This window comes from Chryseobacterium indologenes (assembly GCF_018362995.1).
Lineage (GTDB): Bacteria > Bacteroidota > Bacteroidia > Flavobacteriales > Weeksellaceae > Chryseobacterium > Chryseobacterium indologenes_G.
This window is the reverse complement of sequence record NZ_CP074372.1, coordinates 2,629,483-2,648,405: the sequence shown is the minus strand read 5'-3', so window position 1 is coordinate 2,648,405 and position 18,923 is coordinate 2,629,483. Positions and strand designations below refer to the sequence as shown.

Here is an 18,923-nt window from a genome sequence, read left to right as displayed (position 1 = left end):
ATCTTTTAATGAAACATCATTGAGCTTAGGAGAGTTCAAAAATGATGCAAAAAAGAAAGCTTGCTAAAAAATAACAATTTGATATGGACGAAATTTTCAAACAACAGGTATATGAAGTAGCAAGGCTTATTCCCAAAGGAAGAGTTTCTACGTATGGTGCCATCGCAAAAGCAGTTGGCTATCCAAATCATTCCAGACATGTAGGAAAAGCCATGGGTGGTTGTCCGAAAGATGTGCCTGCTCACCGTGTTATATCAAGCTCAGGAATTTTATCTGTTCCGGAATTTCAGCCTAAGCTGGAAGCAGAAGGAATTACTGTGGAAAATCTTAGAATAAAAAATTTCAAAAAACTGTTCTGGGATCCGTTGGCTGAATTGTAAATTTTAATTTTCGGAAACAATAATTTTTTAATGCAGAGTTTCTATCTATAAGCTGTACTATTTTTAAGGGAGCAAAGAAGGGAATCAATTTCATTGATTTTTTTAAGTGAACGTATTACCCTAAAGCTTCATCAGCGACAAAGTCGCACCTCTTCGCTTCCTAAAATAGAACCCTCGAGTCATTAATTCTTTGCGTTGGAAAATATTATAAAAAAATGTCACTCCATAATTGAATATGAGTGACACCAATATTTTTAAAGTTTCAAACCGTATTATTTTTTTCTGCTTGGGAGACCTTTCAGTTCTTCTTTAAGTCTTTCATTTTCTTCTTTTAATAAAGCAATATAGTTTTGTAGGTTTTCAATAATATCTCCCGGAATATTATCATAGTTATTCAGACTATTAATAACTCCTGCAGAAGAAGATCTGTCATTAAATACAGGATGGTTATTATTAATTACTACTGTAGCTTCCTCTTCTTCGTAAATGTCCTCAATGGGTACATCCAGAAAACGGGCAAGTTTGTCCCATTCATCTTTTACGATCCTCACATCACCGCTTTCTTTTCTGCTGTAATTAGATACATCTGTTGCGATAAAGTCCGCTACCTGCTGTTGAGTATAGCCTTTTTGCTTTCTGATGACGCGTAATTTTTCTTTTTGCATGACCGACATTTTATACAAAAATGGCAAAAAAGCAGAAGCTATACAATAGAAAACGAATAAAATATAGAGTAAAGTAATGAAGATTAAGAGAAAAGAAGGGACAGGTTTATAATATTCAGTTTATTTAAATTAGTTGTTGATGATTTTTAGATTGTTGGAAAACGCAAAGGCGCAAAGAGTTTCATTTATTAAATTTTCTCGCAGATCACACAGATTATGCAGATTTTTATTAGTATCTGCGTAATCTGCAAAATCAGCGTGAAATAGAAAATAAAATATACAGTACACAATTTTATCGCAGATAAAATCCTTGCGCCTTAAAGCATGAAGCTTGTGAGAAAAGCTTGCGTCTTTGCGCTTCCCCAACATGCTCAAATAAAAAAAGACTGCTTCAAAACGAAACAGTCTCTTGTATGTTATTTTTCAAGTTGCTTATAGCTTTTCTGTATAAAATCTGTCAGGTCTTTTCCTTTCAGTAAGTTTTGTGAAAGCTTGGCAAGATCCAAAGCGTATTTGATTAAACTTTCCTTCTCTTCCGTATTCTCAGTCTTTAAAATCTGATTAGAAAGTTCACTGTTGGAATTCACTACAAGATTGTACATCTCCGGGAAACCTCCCATTCCAAACATACCGCCACCGCCTGTCGCCTGCATTTCTTTCATTCTTCTCATGAACTCAGGTTGGGTAATAGTGAATGGAGCATCATTGCTGTCAAGATCTTCAAGCTGAACTGTAAATTTAGAATCCTGAATAGCTTCTTCTACATTCTTTTTCAAGGATTCTTTTTCAGTTTCGCTCAGTTTTGAAATTGCCGGCTCATCTTTTTTGATCAGGTTATTCACGTGATCTGCATCTACTCTTGCAAAAGAGATATTTTCTTTTGAAGTTTCCAGCTTTTGGATAACGTGTGGAGTGATAGGAGAGTCTAATAACAGAACTTCATATCCTTTATCCTTTGCAGACTGGATGTAGCTGTGTTGTTCATCAGCATTGGTAGCATATAGTACAACCAGTTTATTGTCTTTATCCGTTTGTATAGGCTTGATTTTCTCAACCAATTCATCCCAAAGGAAATATTTTCCGTCTGTAGTAGGATATAAGGTAAACTTATCAGCTTTGTCAGCAAATTTTTCTTCCGTAACAATTCCATACTCGATTACGATCTTAATGTCGTTCCATTTTTTCTCGTAGTCTTCACGGTTTTCGTTGATTAAAGAAGCCATTTTGTCGGCTACTTTTTTCGTGATGTAAGATGAAATTTTCTTTACAGCACCATCTGCCTGAAGATAAGAACGGGAAACGTTCAATGGAATATCCGGAGAATCAATAACTCCTCTCAGAAGCATCAGGAAATCCGGAACAATTCCTTTTACTTCGTCCGTTACGAATACCTGGTTTTGATATAATTGAATTTTGTCTTTCTCAATATTCAGGTTGTTGCTCAGTTTCGGGAAGAAAAGAACTCCCGTAAGGTTGAATGGATAGTCAACATTCAGGTGAATATTGAATAAAGGCTCCTCAAACTGCATTGGGTACAGCTCGTGGTAGAACTTCATATAATCCTCGTTGGTCAGTTCACTTGGAGCAATCGTCCATGCCGGTACTGGATTGTTGATGATATTGTCTACCTCTTCCGTTTCAGCTACTGCATCTTCAGGAGCGTCTTCCGGTAATGGAAGTGTATGTGTTTTTGTCCCGAATTTGATCGGAACAGGCATAAATTTGTTATACTTTAATAACAGTTCACGGATTTTTCCTTCTTCTAAAAATTCTACAGAATCTTCAGCAATATGAAGAATGATCTCAGTTCCTCTATCGGTTTTATCAGTAGTTTCTTCAAGAGTGAACTCCGGGCTTCCATCGCAGATCCAACGTACAGCCGGTTCATCTTTATAAGACTTTGTAAGAATTTCTACTTTTTCAGCAACCATAAATGCAGAGTAGAATCCAAGACCGAAATGTCCGATAATCCCTGAATCCTTTGCAGAATCTTTATATTTCTCCAAAAACTCCTCAGCCCCTGAGAAAGCAACCTGGTTGATATATTTTTCAACTTCTTCACCTGTCATCCCAATACCCTGGTCGATAATGCGTAAAGTTTTCTGGTCTTTGTCAATCTTTACTTCAAGTTTCGGATTTCCATATTCCACTTTCGCTTCTCCGATGCTGGTTAAATGTTTTAATTTTAAAGTGGCATCCGTTGCATTGGAGATCAATTCTCTTAAGAATATTTCGTGGTCACTGTAAAGAAATTTTTTGATAAGCGGGAAAATGTTTTCCACAGATACATTAATATTTCCTTTAGTCATCATATTTAGATTTTTAATTTTTAAATTCTTTCTCAAAAAAAATACCATATAGCAGAAAGTGACAGAATGGCATTTTTTACTTGAAACAGGCTCATCGTGTGAATTTGTCGAAGAAATACCTTACTTTTAATTCTTAAAATATTTTAAAAATGAAGTTGAAATGTACAGTTTTTATTCTGCTCATGATGACCTGTTGGGTCTATGCACAGAAAAAGCCTTTAGACCATTCTGTTTACGACAGCTGGCAAAATATTGGGGCAAGAAAAATCTCAAATGACGGAAAATGGATTGCCTATTCTGTGGATGCTCAGGAAGGAAATGCTAACCTTTCTTTATATTCCGTTAAAAATAAAACATCAAAGAAGTTTGCAAGAGGAACAAAAGTAGATTTTACGAATGATTCCAGGTTTGCTGTCTTTCAAATCCGTCCTCAGTATAAAGACATAAAAGCAGTAAAAGATAAAAAGCTTAAGAAAAACAAATTAACAAAAGACAGCCTTGCAATTGTTGATTTTTTACATGATAAAACAGAGAAAATCCCGAATGTGAAATCATTTAAAATTCCTGAAAAAGCGGGTTCTTATGTTGCTTATCTTCTGGAAAATACAAAAGATAAATCTTCGGATGATGCTTCAGATAAAGAAGATGGAGACGAAAATAAAGATGAAGATAAAAATGTAAAGCCTTTGCAGCTGATTGTGCGAAATCTTTTAGATGGAAAAACTACAGAATATGATAATGTAGTCCGCTATGAATTCAGTAAAAATGGGAAACAGCTTGTTTTTGTAACTAAAAAGCCGGAAGAAAAGAAAGATAAAAAAGAAGGAAAGGATTCAGCAGATGAAAAATCTGCGGACAAAAAAGATACAGATAAATCAAAACCTAAGAAATATGCACTTCAGACCGTACAGGTTGTAGATCTGCAAAAAGGAACTGTTACTAAGATTTCAGAAATGGAAGGCGATTTTTCACAATTGTCTTTTGATGAAGAGGGAAATCAGCTGGCATATGTGGGAACTTCTTCTGCACAAAATGATTTGGTGAAATTATATCAGTTGTATTACTTTAATTTTAAAGGAAATAAAAAGGAAACTATTACCAATGAAAATGCACAGATGAAGAAGAATTGGGTGGTTTCTGAAAACCGTTTACCGTTATTCAGCAAAAATGGAAAGCAGCTGTATTTCGGTGTTGCTCCAAAGCCTGTTGCAAAAGATACAGCAATGATCGCGAATGACCATGCCGTTGTAGATATCTGGAATTATAAAGATGATTATCTGCAAACGGTACAACTTAAAGAATTGAAAAATGATTTAAAAAAATCTTATGCTGCAGTAATGCAGACGGAAAAACCGGATTTCTTCAGAAATATAGATGGTGAAGATTTGGATACTTTAAGACTGGTAAATGAAGGAAATGCTGAATTTGCGCTTGGTATTACAAGTTTGAACAACCGTATTTCTTCACAGTGGGAAGGAGCAACAAAGAAAACGTATTTCCTGATTGATAATAAAACAGGGGAAAGAACGGAAATTATTCAGAATCTGAATGGAGCAGCGGTTGTTTCTCCACTCGGGAAATTCGTAGTGATTTTTGACAGAGAAAAAGGGAAGTGGCTCAGCTATAATGTGAAGACAAAACAAACACTTCCATTGAGCAGCGGATTGCCTGTTTCTTTTGTGGATGAAGAATTTGATATGCCGGATTTTCCAAATTCTTATGGTATTGCATCCTGGACAGATAATGATGAATCTGTGATTATCAGAGACCGTTACGATCTTTGGGAGTTTTTCCTGAATGGTTCAAAAAAGCCGAGAAATATCACCAATGGATTTGGGCGTAAGCATAAAATAACATTTGACACTTACGATTTAGATAAAGATATTAAAAGCTTGAACCGAAAATCAGCTATTTATTTATCAGCATTTGATAATACATCCAAAGCGAATGGAATTTTTAAAACATCTATCCAGTCGGGTTCAGATCCGGTAAAAATCCAGATGGAAGATGTGTGGGGATACAGAAGTCTTCAAAAAGCAAAAAATGCTGAAGAATATATATTAGTAAAAGAATCCTACACTGATTCTCCCAACATTTTTGCAGCATCTGATTTCTCAGAACAGCAAAAGCTGAGTGATACCAATCCGCAGCAAAAGCAATATAACTGGAGCACAGATGAACTGATACACTGGACAACACCAAAAGAGCATACTTCTACAGGAATTTTATACAAACCGGAAAATTTCGATCCGAATAAAAAATATCCTATGATTGTCTATTTCTATGAAAAACTTTCGGATAATCTGAACCGTTATGTTGCGCCAGCTCCTACACCTTCAAGATTGAATATTTCTTATTTTGTGAGCAACGGGTATCTGGTTTTTACTCCTGATATTTCTTACACAGACGGCTTCCCTGGGGAATCTGCAATGGAATACATTAATTCCGGAGTTGAAAAATTAAAACAAAATTCCTGGGTAGATGGTGCTAAAATCGGAATTCAGGGACAAAGCTGGGGTGGTTATCAGGTAGCCTATCTTATTGCTCATACCAATATGTATGCTGCCGCGTGGAGTGGTGCTCCTGTTGTCAACATGACTTCTGCATATGGAGGAATCCGATGGACATCGGGGATGAACAGACAGTTTCAGTATGAAAAATCACAAAGCAGATTAGGAAAAAATCTATGGGAAGCACCGGATCTTTATATTAAAAATTCACCGCTTTTTACCATTGATAAAGTACAGACTCCGGTAGTTATTATGAGTAATGATAAAGATGGTGCAGTGCCATGGTATCAGGGAATTGAAATGTTTACCGCATTACGCCGCCTTGGAAAACCGGTATGGCTTCTGAACTATAACGGTGATGATCATAATCTGGTAAAACGCCAGAACAGAAAGGATATTCAAATCCGTGAACAGCAGTTTTTTGATTACTATCTTAAAGATGCTAAAGCTCCGGTCTGGATGACGAAAGGTATTCCGGCCACCCAAAAAGGAAAAGATTGGGGATTTGAGCTGACAGACGATAAGCCTAATTAATATGAACCCGGCGGAGCCAAAGGCTCCGCCGGGTTTTTTTATACTTCTCAAAAAAATATATCACAAAACATAAACTGACACAATGGCATTTTTTTTATGATGGGTCTGTTGGGCACTTTTATTATATTTACCGCCAATTATAAATAACAGTATGGGAATCTTTGATTTTTTTAAGAAGAAAAACAACAATCAGGAAAATGTAAGTACTTTGGTTCAGGAAATGGAAATGCCGGAGGAAAAAGTAGTACAGGAAGTGGCGGAAGAAGTGGTGGAAACAATACCGGAAATCCCCTCATCACAAGTGGAAGAGCCAAAGACAGTAAATAAGGAATTTGAAAAAATCAAAATTTATAATGATTATATAGTCTATTCTATAGCGCTGCAGCTAAGAGGAGAATATACACCTATTTCGGCTTTTGAAAAGGAAAATGGTGAGATAGAAGGCTTTGCTTATATGGTGACAGAAGATGCTTATGCGCTGGCTCCACAACAGGCAATCGCACAAATGGAAGAAAAGTTTGAAAACGAACTTCATGAAGGGAAGATCAAATCTTATATGATTTTGTATCATTCTCAGTTTGATAATAATGGTAATCATAATCCGGCAACAAAAGAGGAAGAATTTAAAGCTATTTCACTTTCTTATCATTTTGAAGGATCTGATAAGGCAAAAACAGGGCTTCCGTATATTTTTGAAAACCAAAATGTCACTTATAAAGGTTTTGCAGAGTTTTCTCACGAAGAAAATAATGAGATCATGAATCATCAGTTGGTGGATGGTAAGGATTATTTCCCGAATACAGAAGGAATTGCTGCTCCTGAAATCACTAACGAAGCAGGAATTATTATAAGAAAATCAAATGTTCATAATCTTGTGAATACCTGGAGTGGTGTTTTTGGTCATGAAAATTTCCAGACTAAAGATTACGGTCAATATCTTACCACTGTTTTAATGCAGTCTACGGTTACAGATTCATCTGATGAAGATAAGAGTAAAACAGAATTTGAAGATGTAAGATTTAAAACGATTGTTACAGATGAATTGAGTACCATAATTCCGGAAGTGAAAACTGATTATGTTTTAGATTTTGAAACAAGATCAATCAGAGAGTGGGAAAATGCGCTGAATTTGCAGGCTATTGTAGCGGGGCCGGCCAGAGAAACTTTTGGAGTTTGGTTCTTTGCTACAGATTATGCTGAAAATAGAAACACTTACATGACCCAGCCTCATCTGAAAGTAAATATCAGTGGAATTGTTTTCATTCTTGACGTTCACACAAACACTGATTTACCTGATGGAACTAAAATGAGTGAAGACTTCACAACGTATGCACCAAGCCAGGATCTTCCTAATTATGCATGTTTTGATTTTATTGCTCAGGTTGTAGACTTTAAGGAAACAGAATTGCTTGAAGATGGCAGCGTTAAAGGATATATCCTGAAGTTAAAACTGATTACGAATGAAGAGAATGAAGATTTCTTCACTATTGATGCTTTTGTTAATAAAGAAAACATGAGATTTGAAACTCCGACAAAAGGAATGAAGGTTACCGGAGCACTTCAGCTTCAAGGTAAAATTGCTGAATAATATAAAAAAATATAAAAACTTAAAAAGAGGTTGTTCCACGGAATAACCTTTTTTTATTTTCTGATTCTTCATTTATTTGCAAGTTAACATAGAACGTTAAAAAATATCTGCATGTAAAAAACGAAAAAGGCAATCCTAAGACTGCCTTTCTATATTTTCTGAAAAATTATTTGTTTTTCATTTCTTCCTTGATCTTGTTCTCCAATTCCTCAGAAAGATCCGGATTGTCTTTTAAAACATCTTTTACAGCATCACGTCCCTGACCAAGTTTGGTCTCTTCGTAGCTGAACCAAGATCCGCTTTTCTTTACGATTCCCATATCTACTGCAGTATCAAGAATTTCACCTACTTTAGAAACTCCTTCACCATACATGATATCGAATTCTGCCTGCTTGAAAGGAGGTGCTACTTTGTTTTTCACAATCTTTACTTTCACACGGCTACCGATAGCCTCATCACCTTGTTTGATAGGCGCGCTGGCTTTTCTGATATCAATTCTTACAGAAGCGTAGAACTTAAGAGCATTACCTCCGGTAGTTGTTTCAGGATTTCCGAACATTACCCCGATCTTTTCTCTCAACTGGTTAATGAAGATCACTGTACATTTTGTTCTTGAAATAGTAGCTGTAAGCTTTCTTAATGCCTGAGACATCAATCTTGCGTGAAGACCCATTTTAGAATCTCCCATTTCACCTTCAATCTCTGCTTTTGGAGTAAGAGCAGCAACAGAGTCAATGACAACAATATCAATAGCTCCTGAACGGATAAGGTTATCTGCAATTTCTAAAGCCTGTTCTCCGTTATCCGGCTGAGAAATGATAAGGTTTTCCAGATCAATTCCTAGTTTCGCAGCATATGTTCTGTCGAAAGCGTGCTCTGCATCAATAAATGCTGCTATACCACCTGCTTTTTGAGCTTCAGCAATAGCATGAAGGGTTAATGTTGTTTTACCTGAAGATTCAGGGCCGTATATTTCAATGATTCTTCCTTTTGGATATCCGCCGATACCTAATGCGATATCTAATCCTAAAGAACCGGAAGGAATTACTTCTATTGTATTGTCTATAGATTCATCACCTAAAGTCATTACTGTTCCCTTTCCGTATGTTTTATCTAATTTGTCAAGCACTAGAGCAAGTGCTTTTTTCTTATCATCAATGTTACTCATCGCTATTAAAATAATTTCTCAAAAATACATAATTTATATATCAAAAACTAATGTTTTTTGTTCCTGAAAACTGTTTTTAGAGTTAAAAAATGATAAAATTTTGCTGCTGATTTTATTCATAACGAAAGAATGGAGGATGAACTGTATAGGAATATTTAAAGATTTTTTTTGTAACTAAAAAATTGCTTATTTATTAATGTAAGGTTTGTTGGAGACCCGCAAAGACGCAAGCTTTTTTAATGATTCTACGCTTTAAGGCGCAAAGATTTTATCGAAGATAAAATTGAATACTGTTAAATTATTTTCTCTATCGCTAATTTTGCTGATTAGGCAGATGTTAATAAAAATCTGCGTAAATAGCTTGATCTTCGAGAAAAATTTATTTTAAGATTTATAATTTCTCTAGCTGAAAATCTTTGATTTTCTTGCGCCTTAAAAGTTTTTGTAACGCATGGGAATTTGTTGCGCCTTTGCGATTTTTAACAGAGGTATTTTAATGGAAATTTGAATTCTTGGTGATATTCAGATAATCTTCCAGTACCTTCATCTGATCCTTATTTCCTCTTTTTATTCTGGAATCACGGCTTACGATTCTGTCATAAATTTTGTTGAAAAGTATCTTTGATTTTGGAAATAAGTTTTTGTTGGGAACTTCCGGGATCTGCAGCCTTTTGCAGACTTCATCATCCAACAGAAACCAGGTACAGCATACGTGTAGATATTTTAAATTTTTCCTTTGGAATTCAAATTTTAAAATTGGATTTTCCAGAGATTCATTCAGCAAAGAATGGGCAAGAAGAACAGAATCTTTATCAGATGGAGGTTGAACAGAAGTCCATAAATAAAAATATTCAGTAGCCTGTTTTTTATTGTCAGGGAGAAGCTGTTCCGGAATTCCCAGAAGATAACCTACGTATTTCCAAAGGTGAAAAATTCCCTGTTCTTCCTCAAGGGAAAAACTATTACCCAATTTTTGAAGGCTGTGAAGAAAGACAAGACTGAAACCGATATACGTTGCCATCATATCCCATGAATTGATGGGCTCACCCCAGTTTTCTGTATCCCAGCCTTTATAATGTTTTTTTATGGAAAGTCTTGCGTAAGAATGGATCAGGCGGGTTTTTATAGCAAATTCATATCCTTTTGCGTGAACTTCCAGTGCATTGTAACGGGTAGCATTTACCCAGAAATCTAATGTTTCCGAAAGACGTTTTACCGCACCCTTTTTTAATGCCTCTGTAACAATAAGGGGTTTGTTGAGGTAAGCGTAGTCATAACCACCGATCAGACAATAATCTCTCAACGAGATCAGAGAATCCAGGTTGCTTCTCATGCAGAGCTCAGCACCGCTTTTGAGTAAATTGTAATCAAGCCATTCAGGAACTTTCTGAGTTTGGGTGAACAGCTTTTTTACACTTTCATGAACTGAATCTGTTTCCGAAACTCCATTTCTGATGTACTGTTCAATTTCCCTGGATGCCTCATGAAATTTTTTAGTAAAATAAACATCTCTTACCACCTCATCACCAATCTCGTCCACATGATGAAAAAAAGGAGCGAATTTTTCAAATTTTTCAAAACTTACTTCTGCTCCGGAAAATTCAATAAGCAGTTTTCCATTTCCACTTTCCCAGAAATCTCTGAAATGAGGAGCATCTTTAAATCGTGGTTGTATCATGTTCATTCCTTTATCTATAAAAGTACAAGTTTTATGCTGAAATTCTTTGGTGAGATTTGTCAGGCTTAGGATGTAGATTTTATAGGTAGCCCCATTCAAACGTTTTCTTGATGAGTTCAGAGCTGTTTCTACAATCGGATTTTCTTAAAATATTTTTTCTGTGAGTACGTACCGTTTCTTCAGAGATATTCAACCGATCGGATATTTCTCCTGTGGAATAGCCTTTTGCAATACAGTTGATAATCTCAACTTCTCTTTTAGTGAAAATGACAGGCGTGGATTCATGAAGTTTACTATGCTCCATCCATTGCATCTGATGAAAATCTTCCCGTCCGTTAATTCCGCAGACTAACACAATATAAGAATTTTGATGAGTAATATGTTCAATATTCGTATGGATATTAACCGCTTGCAAAAGCCTGCCTTTTTCATCTTTATAAGTGTGTAAGGCCTGATGATGGAACAGTTCATAATTACCTTTTGAAGTTCTCATTCTGAAACAGTAGCTGGTTTTCAGTTCCTGCTGGTAATCAAAGCCGTTAATTTCTTTTATTTTTTCTATTGACATTCTTTCAGCTTCCATGACAAATTCTATGTCGTCGGGATGGATGAGGTCTATAATCTCTTTCAGATGTATAGGATATTTATTGAGCCCATGTATTTTCAGAATGTCTTCATGGTGATTGCAGATGGTACTGTCTGCAAAATTAATAACATAATAATAGAACTTTCCCGGCGCGAAGATTTCTCCTATAAGATGTTCAATGACGGGAACGGGTAGTATTCTGTTATCATTCTGTAAAATTTCAGGATAGTCATTCCAGACTTTGGTGAGGGGATGCGGTTTTTTTGCATGAGTCAGGTGTTTTTTCTTCATTGGTTAATGTTTTCTTAAAAATAATAAAATTATGTTAAAAAAATCACCCTTTTGTGGTATTTCGTGTGGTAGGTAAGTATTGTAGCTTTAAATAAAACTAATGACCATTTCAAAAAAACTTTAATCTGAAAATAAATAACCATGAAAACAAAAATTTTATTACTGTTTCTGCTTGGATGGGTGGGGATGGTCTGTGGGCAGGTGAAATTGTTGTCTGAATATGAATCTAAGTATTCTGATGAATCAAGTGCAAAAACACTTATTGGCTTTATTATGACATTAGAAGATAAGGATAAAAGTAATATTTTACAATTAATTAATAATCAAACAGGGCTGGGTGTAGATGATATTAACCAAAAGATTATTGAGAAAAAGGCGTTAAAATATCGACATATTTATTTGGCTGATAGTCAGAAAATTTTTGTGAATCTTAAAAATGATTCGGTTTTTGTTATTAAAGGTATAAATGATAAAACAAAATATTTCCTTCCTAGAATTCCAATTTTTTTAGATGATTCTATTCAAAATATAGATGATGTTATTAAATTTAAATTAGATAGTACCTTTTGTAGTATTAAATATAAATGTACTGAAAGTAGTAAGGGGGCACATGATGGAAAAGCCATTCATGATAGTGTTTTCGTAGATGACCTTAAAACATTGAAAAAAGCAGTTATATTAAATTCAAGCGATAATGTAACAAATAATAGTGCAATAGCATTTACAAGTGGAAATGATACTAAATTAAGTATTGGAGCTAATTTTAGTTATCATAACCATTTATTTTTTAATATTAGTGCATATACTTCAAGTGTAAATAGCGGGTTATTTTATTCTAGTAAATCATGGAAAAAAGATGTTGGAGGCTCCTTTACCCTCAATATTGTAACTTCTTCACCAACAAGGTATTTTAATGAAAAAAAATGTGATGATCTGTACAAGAAAAGGAATAACTATTATAGAGATATCATTATTAATGATTATAATGAATTTAAGGATGATGAAGCGCTTAATGAAGATGAATTGATACTATTGTTAAGTGATATAAAGAAAATAAAAAACAGACTTAATAACACCAAATTAGAAGAAAATGAAAGAATTGAAATGTATGCAAAGATTGAGAGATCTCAAAAAAGAATAGTTGAATTAAAAGAAAAAATGAGACGTTATGAGAAGATAGTTGTTAATCCATACAAGTATATTAATGATAGTATTATAGCATTTGATAAAAGAAATATTAAGGTGCTTAATGGGAGTAGTTTACAATGGTTTAAGGCTACAGTGGATGTCTATAACCAAAACATAGATTTAGATACATCAAAAGTTAATAAAATGATTATAATAGAAAATCAAGTTAGTAACTACCCACGACTAAATCTTAATTTATCGTATAACTGGAATAAACAATTTGGCAAATATTTTTTGAATTTATTTAATTTTCAGGTATTTAGTAATGTCATAATGGGAAATCTATTAGATGCCAATGTGGGTATTGATAAGCCTAATTTAGAACCTATTTTGGAGCAAAAAAATAATGATGCTTTTATAGTGGATAATGGAGGACGAAAATTGGGAAAATATTCTTATTTGAGTAGGGCTTTTTGGACTTTACAATCAGGTCTTCAGTTTTCAATATTTATGACAAATAATTTTGGGTTTACTGTATTGGGTACTCATACTTTTGCCTTACAAAATATGGATTATATGGATTACAGAAACAGATATGCTCTTCAAGGAGGTTTAATCTTCAGAATAAATGATGAAGAAGATGTGAACAAAGCAACTTTTAGAGTGATGGCTGGTGTAGATAATGAACCATATCATACAAGAGCTTTGAAAAATAGTTTCATGGTTAAAGTGAGTATAGGTATTCCTTTCGGGTTATTTATCAAAAGCAAAAAAGAAAAATAAAAACAAAAAAACCTTCCCATCGGGAAGGTTTTATATTACTTATTGCTTATCGCTCATTACTTATTATAAAGAAGCAGCGTGTACAAGCATATCTACTAACTTGTTAGAGTAACCCATTTCGTTGTCATACCAAGAAACAAGTTTCACAAAGTTTGGAGAAAGCATGATACCAGCATCTTTATCGAAGATAGAAGTTCTCTTATCTCCTACGAAGTCCTGAGATACTACTGCATCTTCAGTATATCCAAGGATACCTTTCAATTCACCTTCAGAAGCAGCTTTGATTACTGAACAGATCTCTTCATAAGAAGCAGCTTTGTCAATTCTTACTGTTAAATCTACTACAGAAACGTCAACAGTTGGTACTCTGAAAGACATACCTGTTAGTTTTCCGTTCAAAGAAGGGATTACTTTTCCTACTGCTTTAGCAGCACCTGTAGAAGAAGGGATGATATTGTTCAGAGCAGCTCTACCACCTCTCCAGTCTTTTACTGAAGGACCGTCAACAGTCTTTTGAGTAGCTGTTGTAGCGTGTACAGTTGTCATTAAACCTTCTACGATTCCGAAGTTATCGTGGATCACTTTAGCTAAAGGAGCTAAACAGTTTGTAGTACAAGAAGCGTTTGACAAGATTTTGATATCATCAGTAAGTTCCTTGTGGTTTACACCCATTACGAACATTGGAGTATCATCTTTAGAAGGAGCAGAAAGGATTACTTTCTTAGCACCAGCGTTGATGTGAGCCTGAGCAGTATCTTTAGATAAGAAAAGACCTGTAGATTCTACGATATAGTCAGCACCAATTTCATTCCACTTTAGGTTGTTAGGATCTCTTTCAGCAGTTACTCTGATTCTTTTCCCGTTTACTACAAGATCATTTCCTTCTACAGAAACTTCACCTGGGAAAATACCGTGTACAGAGTCATATTTTAACATGTAAGCCATGTATTCTGCATTGATTAGGTCATTGATTCCTACAACTTCAATGTTGTCTCTTTCAGTCATTGCTCTGAAAACAAGACGTCCAATTCTACCAAAACCGTTGATACCTACTTTAATTGTTGACATAATAGTTTGTTTTTATTAGATTATAAAAATAATTAGATTGCTAAAATTTCTGAAATCAGTAAAAGATCTTTATTGATTTCGTTATGTTTTTTAATGGCTTCTTCAATCGGTGTATACGTCAGATCGTTAGAACGCATTCCTGCCATTACATTGGTTTGTCCTTCCATTAATCCTGTTACGGCGCCATAGCCTAGTCTGCTTGCCAAAACCCTGTCTGCACAGCTTGGAGAACCTCCTCTCTGCATGTGCCCCAAAATGGCTACACGAATGTCATAATCAGGGAATGTCTGCTTTGTTTTTTCGGCAAGTTCATATACGTTGGCAAGTTTTTCACCCTCTGCAACCACCACAATGCTTGATGCCTTTCCGGTTTTTTCAGCATCTCTGAATTTCGTGAAAAGCTCATCAATACTGTCTTTTTTCTCAGGAATTAAAATATCCAAAGCTCCAGTTGCCAATCCACTGTTTAATGCAATAAAACCGGCATCACGACCCATTACCTCTACAAAGAAAACTCTGTTGTGGGAAGTTGCTGTGTCACGGATTTTATCAATGGCATCCATTGCAGTATTCAAAGCAGTGTCGTATCCGATGGTATTATCAGTTCCGAAAATATCATTGTCGATTGTTCCAGGAACACCGATTACTCTGATTCCGAATTCTTCATTAAAGATTTTTGCACCGGTGAAAGTTCCGTCTCCACCAATACAAACCAATCCGTCTATTCCAAGCTTTACGCAATTGTCATAAGCTTTCTGGCGGCCTTCTTTTGTTCTGAATTCAGCAGATCTGGCAGACTTTAGAATTGTTCCACCCTGGTTGATTATATTTTTTACGGAACGGGCTCCCATTTTCAGGAAATCATTGTTGATAAGACCGTTGTAGCCTTCTCTCACCCCGTAGCATTCGATATTATAGTAATTGGCGGTTCTTACTACCGCTCTTAACGCCGCATTCATACCCGGAGAGTCACCTCCTGAAGTAAGAACTGCAATCTTTTTTACAGCACTCTCTTTCATCAAGAAAAAAATTTCGAACACAAATTTACAAAAACAAGTTCAGATTATCGTAGTAACTTTCCAATAGTTTTGAATATAAATTATTAAAAGCTTCTGAAGTTTGTAGGTTTAAAAAAATATCGTGCAGTTTTAGTTTCCTTAGCATCGATATCTAGATCATACCATGGTGTAAAATAAGGATCAAAAGGATTGGAGAGTAAATGAATAGATTGTGCAGGCGTAAATCCTTCGCTCAACAAAAACAATCTTTTCCCTTCTTTATTCTTACAGACACCAGAAATAAAAACAATATGTCCTGGACTTCCCGGTGTAATCAGAATATCTCCGGTTTTCAGATCAGAATTTTTTGCAACAGGTTTTGTTTCTTTATTTAATGAAATCGTTCCTGCATAATTAAAGATCAGATCCAGATAATTTCTGAAACTCTGATAAGAATCATCAAAAGCAGCAGTTTTTCTAAAGCTCACCGAATTTCTTTTGACAAAAGCTCTCGTCCCGTTTTTATAGTCATTCCAGCTGAGAAGATCACCGCTGGTAAAATGAAATTTGATTTCGTCAAACTTTTTCACTTTATAAAGATACTCAGCTCTCATACGGATGGCAGCATCAGCACATTGCTGAAGGTCTTTAGTTCCTGTATCAATGTCAAAAACAGCTTCATGAAGATGCTGGGTAGAAATAGGATTACCATCATATTTCAGAATCTGACTTTCATAAGGTTTCAGCTTAAAGTTTTCAATAAAATATCCGAAAGAACCAGATTTTTCTTCACTCCACTCATAGCCTTCAGGAGGAGAAAATCTTTCACGGATGGTATTTTTATCTTTATGGATTTTTAAAGCATTTTCTGCAATTAAGTGCTCATTCTTATCCGGTTCAGCCAGTAAACGGTCTGATAATTTTTCTTTCGTACAGTTGGTAAGAATAAGAAGCGCTGTGATTCCCGTGATGATTTTTTTCATGCGTTTTTTAGTTAACACAAATATCTTTTTTTTCCACGTACCAGCAAATAAAGTTCTGAAAATCTGTAATATTTAACTTATTCTTTACACTTTTTCATTTTCAGGAATCAGTAATTTACCCCAATCATTCAGCTGCCAAAGAATCTTCACCAGTTGTTCACCCAGTGGTGTCAATGTATATTCAACCCTTGGAGGAAGCTCATTAAATGACTGTTTCGTTAAAATACCGTCATCTATCATTTCAGACAATTGTTGATTCAAAACTCTCCGGTCAACTTTAGCGATACCACGTAGGAATTCACTCGGACGTTTTTTTCCTTCATTGATCTGCCAAACGATAGGAATTTTCCATTTTCCACTGATGGTATTCACTGCGACTTCCAACGGGCAAATTTTATTTTCTTCAGCTCTCTCCTTTGTTTCCATAAAATTGACTTTTTTATCCCTATGGGTGAAAAATATGCGGTATTGCCTATTATTAAAGGCTTTTACATCTTTGTAAAAATAATAAAAAACAATGAATACACTGGCAATGGAGATTGAGCAATTGAACTGTGAACTTTCGTCACAGCTTCCAAAAGAAATGTTGGATGCATTCGTACATTCTATTGAAGATTTAAAAACAAAAAATATAGGACAGAACAGTATTCAGATCGGCGATAAAATACCGGGGTTTTCTATACCCAATGCAGTCGGCAAAAAGGTAGACTCACAGGAAATCCTTAAAAATGGAAAAATAATTCTGGCTTTTTATAGAGGAAGCTGGTGTCCTTACTGTAATCTGGAATTGAAGTTTTTGCAGGATAATCTTTCAAGAATAAAAGAAAAAAATGCTGTTTTAGTCGCCATTTCTCCTCAAAGTCCGGATCATTCTCTGACGATGGCAGAAAAAAACAATCTTAAATTTGAAGTACTTACTGATCACAATAATGATTTTGCAAAAAAGCTGGGTATTGTATTTCAGCTGCAGGATTTCGTATTGCCTTATTATCAGGATTTAGGAATTGATCTTTCTCTTTTCAACAATAATAATGAAAATACATTACCGGTTCCTGCTGTTTTTGTAGTGGATGAAAATGGTAAGATTCTATATAAATTTTTAGATGTAAATTACATGAGCAGAGTAGATATAGAAGAATTAATACAGGCATTATGACAGAAAAACGAAAAGGAGCCCGTTCCATCAAAGATATTCCACCGGATATTTTAGAACAGCTGAACCGCGGAGAAATTGAAACCGCCAATCTTACAGAATGGCTGGCAGTAGATCAAAGGTTATTGTTGGAGCATTTACTTCAGCAGAATAACCGGATTGATTATTTAAAACCTGTCTTAGAAAATATAGACCAGCTGAAAAAGCAAACTGTCAATACTCTCAACGAAGCTATTGGAGTGGGACTTTTAAATTTAGCAAGAAAAAATAAAGATGAAGAATTTCTGTTCAGGCTCTCAACGCATCCGGCAGATCTCGTGCGTTGCTGGTCAGCATATACCATTGGAAGGAATAATGAGTTGAAACTTAAAGAAAAATTAAAAAGTATCCAGTCTTTCGCTTCCGATTCTCATTTCGGAGTGAGGGAAATCTGCTGGATGACAGTGCGTCCGGATATTTCAGAAAATCTTGGCGAGAGCTTGTCTGTTTTATCAGAATGGACGCAGCATAGCAATGAAAATGTAAGACGTTTTGCCAGCGAATCTACCCGGCCGAGAGGAGTGTGGTGTGAACATATTGATGCTTTGAAACAAAATCCTGGATTAGGTCTTGAAATTTTAGAACCTTTACGATCCGATTCATCCCGATATGTGCAGGACAGTGTCGGCAATTGGCTGAATGATGCCAGCAAATCTCAACCTGAATTTGTGGTAGAAGTTTGTGATGAATGGCTCCGGGAAAGTCCGACAAAAGAAACCCAATACATCGTAAAGAAAGCCTTGCGGACCATCAAAAAGTAGAAGTTATCCACAAACTCGAAATGTTGATTTAATTTTTAATCACATAGGTCGCAGATTTTCATAGGTTTATAGGGTGCCCCTATATCCCGTTTGTTCTTCGGGAGTGCCTTTATTTACTTAGTTTTTACATGAAAAATTACAATGAAACATTTTCAATGTTAACTATATGTTAACGGGAAAAAGTTATCCACAATATGAGTTTTCAGTTAATGTGGATTCTATCTGTCACTAAATTAATAGTTTAAATGATAATTTAAAAAAGGGGTTTCAAAATACAGTATTTTCTTCACTGAAAAAAAAG

The 18,923-nt window shown here is 35.2% G+C and carries 15 protein-coding genes; 6 read left to right on the top strand and 9 right to left on the bottom strand.

Annotated elements, in window-relative coordinates; genetic code table 11:
- The first annotated feature begins 83 nt into the window (after positions 1–83).
- Positions 84–380: an MGMT family protein gene (locus DYR29_RS11945; protein WP_213277048.1), complete on the top strand. Its 297-nt coding sequence runs from the start codon at positions 84–86 to the stop codon at positions 378–380.
- 272 nt (positions 381–652) lie between these two features.
- Here the strand turns inward: DYR29_RS11945 and DYR29_RS11940 are convergent, their stop codons facing one another.
- Positions 653–1,045, bottom strand: a complete 393-nt coding sequence (locus tag DYR29_RS11940) for a helix-turn-helix transcriptional regulator (protein WP_213277047.1) — start codon at positions 1,043–1,045, stop codon at positions 653–655.
- Between the two features lie 416 nt (positions 1,046–1,461).
- The gene (gene htpG, locus DYR29_RS11935; RefSeq protein WP_213280620.1) at positions 1,462–3,354 is read right to left on the bottom strand and encodes a molecular chaperone HtpG; all 1,893 of its coding nucleotides are present in this window, start codon (positions 3,352–3,354) and stop codon (positions 1,462–1,464) included.
- Positions 3,355–3,503: 149 nt separating this feature from the next.
- Here htpG and DYR29_RS11930 point away from each other — a divergent pair, with 149 nt between their 5' ends.
- Both DYR29_RS11930 and DYR29_RS11925 read left to right on the top strand, forming a co-directional pair.
- Positions 3,504–6,398 carry a S9 family peptidase gene (locus DYR29_RS11930; RefSeq protein ID WP_213277046.1) on the top strand — a complete coding sequence of 965 codons (2,895 nt, stop codon included), beginning with the start codon at positions 3,504–3,506 and terminating at the stop codon, positions 6,396–6,398.
- A gap of 151 nt (positions 6,399–6,549) precedes the next feature.
- Entirely contained in the window at positions 6,550–7,986 is a 1,437-nt protein-coding gene (locus tag DYR29_RS11925) for a hypothetical protein (RefSeq protein ID WP_213277045.1), read from the top strand.
- Positions 7,987–8,152: 166 nt separating this feature from the next.
- On the opposite strand, the gene recA is transcribed toward DYR29_RS11925, so the two are convergent.
- The 3 genes from recA to DYR29_RS11910 form a co-directional block, all read right to left on the bottom strand.
- The gene (gene recA, locus DYR29_RS11920) at positions 8,153–9,154 is read right to left on the bottom strand and encodes a recombinase RecA (protein ID WP_047419990.1); all 1,002 of its coding nucleotides are present in this window, start codon (positions 9,152–9,154) and stop codon (positions 8,153–8,155) included.
- A gap of 493 nt (positions 9,155–9,647) precedes the next feature.
- On the bottom strand, positions 9,648–10,832 hold the full coding sequence (locus tag DYR29_RS11915; RefSeq protein ID WP_249413487.1) for an oxygenase MpaB family protein: 1,185 nt from the start codon (positions 10,830–10,832) through the stop codon (positions 9,648–9,650).
- A 79-nt stretch (positions 10,833–10,911) separates the two neighbouring features.
- Positions 10,912–11,709 carry a response regulator transcription factor gene (locus DYR29_RS11910; protein WP_213277043.1) on the bottom strand — a complete coding sequence of 266 codons (798 nt, stop codon included), beginning with the start codon at positions 11,707–11,709 and terminating at the stop codon, positions 10,912–10,914.
- A 141-nt stretch (positions 11,710–11,850) separates the two neighbouring features.
- Here DYR29_RS11910 and DYR29_RS11905 point away from each other — a divergent pair, with 141 nt between their 5' ends.
- Complete coding sequence (locus DYR29_RS11905) at positions 11,851–13,620, top strand: hypothetical protein (protein ID WP_213277041.1); 1,770 nt, start codon at positions 11,851–11,853, stop codon at positions 13,618–13,620.
- A 63-nt stretch (positions 13,621–13,683) separates the two neighbouring features.
- On the opposite strand, the gene gap is transcribed toward DYR29_RS11905, so the two are convergent.
- From gap to DYR29_RS11885, 4 genes are all read right to left on the bottom strand, one after another.
- Complete coding sequence (gene gap / locus DYR29_RS11900; RefSeq protein ID WP_047379077.1) at positions 13,684–14,688, bottom strand: type I glyceraldehyde-3-phosphate dehydrogenase; 1,005 nt, start codon at positions 14,686–14,688, stop codon at positions 13,684–13,686.
- 32 nt (positions 14,689–14,720) lie between these two features.
- Positions 14,721–15,707 carry a 6-phosphofructokinase gene (gene pfkA / locus DYR29_RS11895; protein WP_047419982.1) on the bottom strand — a complete coding sequence of 329 codons (987 nt, stop codon included), beginning with the start codon at positions 15,705–15,707 and terminating at the stop codon, positions 14,721–14,723.
- An 83-nt stretch (positions 15,708–15,790) separates the two neighbouring features.
- Positions 15,791–16,669: a DUF4846 domain-containing protein gene (locus DYR29_RS11890; RefSeq protein WP_213277040.1), complete on the bottom strand. Its 879-nt coding sequence runs from the start codon at positions 16,667–16,669 to the stop codon at positions 15,791–15,793.
- Between the two features lie 84 nt (positions 16,670–16,753).
- Positions 16,754–17,095, bottom strand: coding sequence for a winged helix-turn-helix transcriptional regulator (locus tag DYR29_RS11885; protein WP_213277039.1), 342 nt, complete (start codon positions 17,093–17,095; stop codon positions 16,754–16,756).
- A gap of 91 nt (positions 17,096–17,186) precedes the next feature.
- On the opposite strand from DYR29_RS11885, the gene DYR29_RS11880 reads away from it, so the two are divergent.
- Positions 17,187–17,825 carry a peroxiredoxin-like family protein gene (locus DYR29_RS11880; protein WP_213277038.1) on the top strand — a complete coding sequence of 213 codons (639 nt, stop codon included), beginning with the start codon at positions 17,187–17,189 and terminating at the stop codon, positions 17,823–17,825.
- Positions 17,822–18,622, top strand: a complete 801-nt coding sequence (locus tag DYR29_RS11875; RefSeq protein WP_213277037.1) for a DNA alkylation repair protein — start codon at positions 17,822–17,824, stop codon at positions 18,620–18,622. The genes DYR29_RS11880 and DYR29_RS11875 overlap by 4 nt, the downstream gene beginning before the upstream one ends.
- The last annotated feature ends 301 nt before the right edge of the window (positions 18,623–18,923 follow it).

Coding starts and splice junctions, on each gene's coding strand:
- DYR29_RS11890 (WP_213277040.1), bottom strand. CDS start 16,669: ATGAAAAAAATCATCACGGGAATCACAGCGCTTCTTATTCTTACCAAC.
- DYR29_RS11930 (WP_213277046.1), top strand. CDS start 3,504: ATGAAGTTGAAATGTACAGTTTTTATTCTGCTCATGATGACCTGTTGG.
- DYR29_RS11915 (WP_249413487.1), bottom strand. CDS start 10,832: ATGATACAACCACGATTTAAAGATGCTCCTCATTTCAGAGATTTCTGG.
- DYR29_RS11905 (WP_213277041.1), top strand. CDS start 11,851: ATGAAAACAAAAATTTTATTACTGTTTCTGCTTGGATGGGTGGGGATG.
- DYR29_RS11880 (WP_213277038.1), top strand. CDS start 17,187: ATGAATACACTGGCAATGGAGATTGAGCAATTGAACTGTGAACTTTCG.
- gap (WP_047379077.1), bottom strand. CDS start 14,688: ATGTCAACAATTAAAGTAGGTATCAACGGTTTTGGTAGAATTGGACGT.
- DYR29_RS11945 (WP_213277048.1), top strand. CDS start 84: ATGGACGAAATTTTCAAACAACAGGTATATGAAGTAGCAAGGCTTATT.
- recA (WP_047419990.1), bottom strand. CDS start 9,154: ATGAGTAACATTGATGATAAGAAAAAAGCACTTGCTCTAGTGCTTGAC.
- htpG (WP_213280620.1), bottom strand. CDS start 3,354: ATGACTAAAGGAAATATTAATGTATCTGTGGAAAACATTTTCCCGCTT.
- DYR29_RS11925 (WP_213277045.1), top strand. CDS start 6,550: ATGGGAATCTTTGATTTTTTTAAGAAGAAAAACAACAATCAGGAAAAT.
- DYR29_RS11940 (WP_213277047.1), bottom strand. CDS start 1,045: ATGCAAAAAGAAAAATTACGCGTCATCAGAAAGCAAAAAGGCTATACT.
- DYR29_RS11885 (WP_213277039.1), bottom strand. CDS start 17,095: ATGGAAACAAAGGAGAGAGCTGAAGAAAATAAAATTTGCCCGTTGGAA.
- pfkA (WP_047419982.1), bottom strand. CDS start 15,707: ATGAAAGAGAGTGCTGTAAAAAAGATTGCAGTTCTTACTTCAGGAGGT.
- DYR29_RS11875 (WP_213277037.1), top strand. CDS start 17,822: ATGACAGAAAAACGAAAAGGAGCCCGTTCCATCAAAGATATTCCACCG.
- DYR29_RS11910 (WP_213277043.1), bottom strand. CDS start 11,709: ATGAAGAAAAAACACCTGACTCATGCAAAAAAACCGCATCCCCTCACC.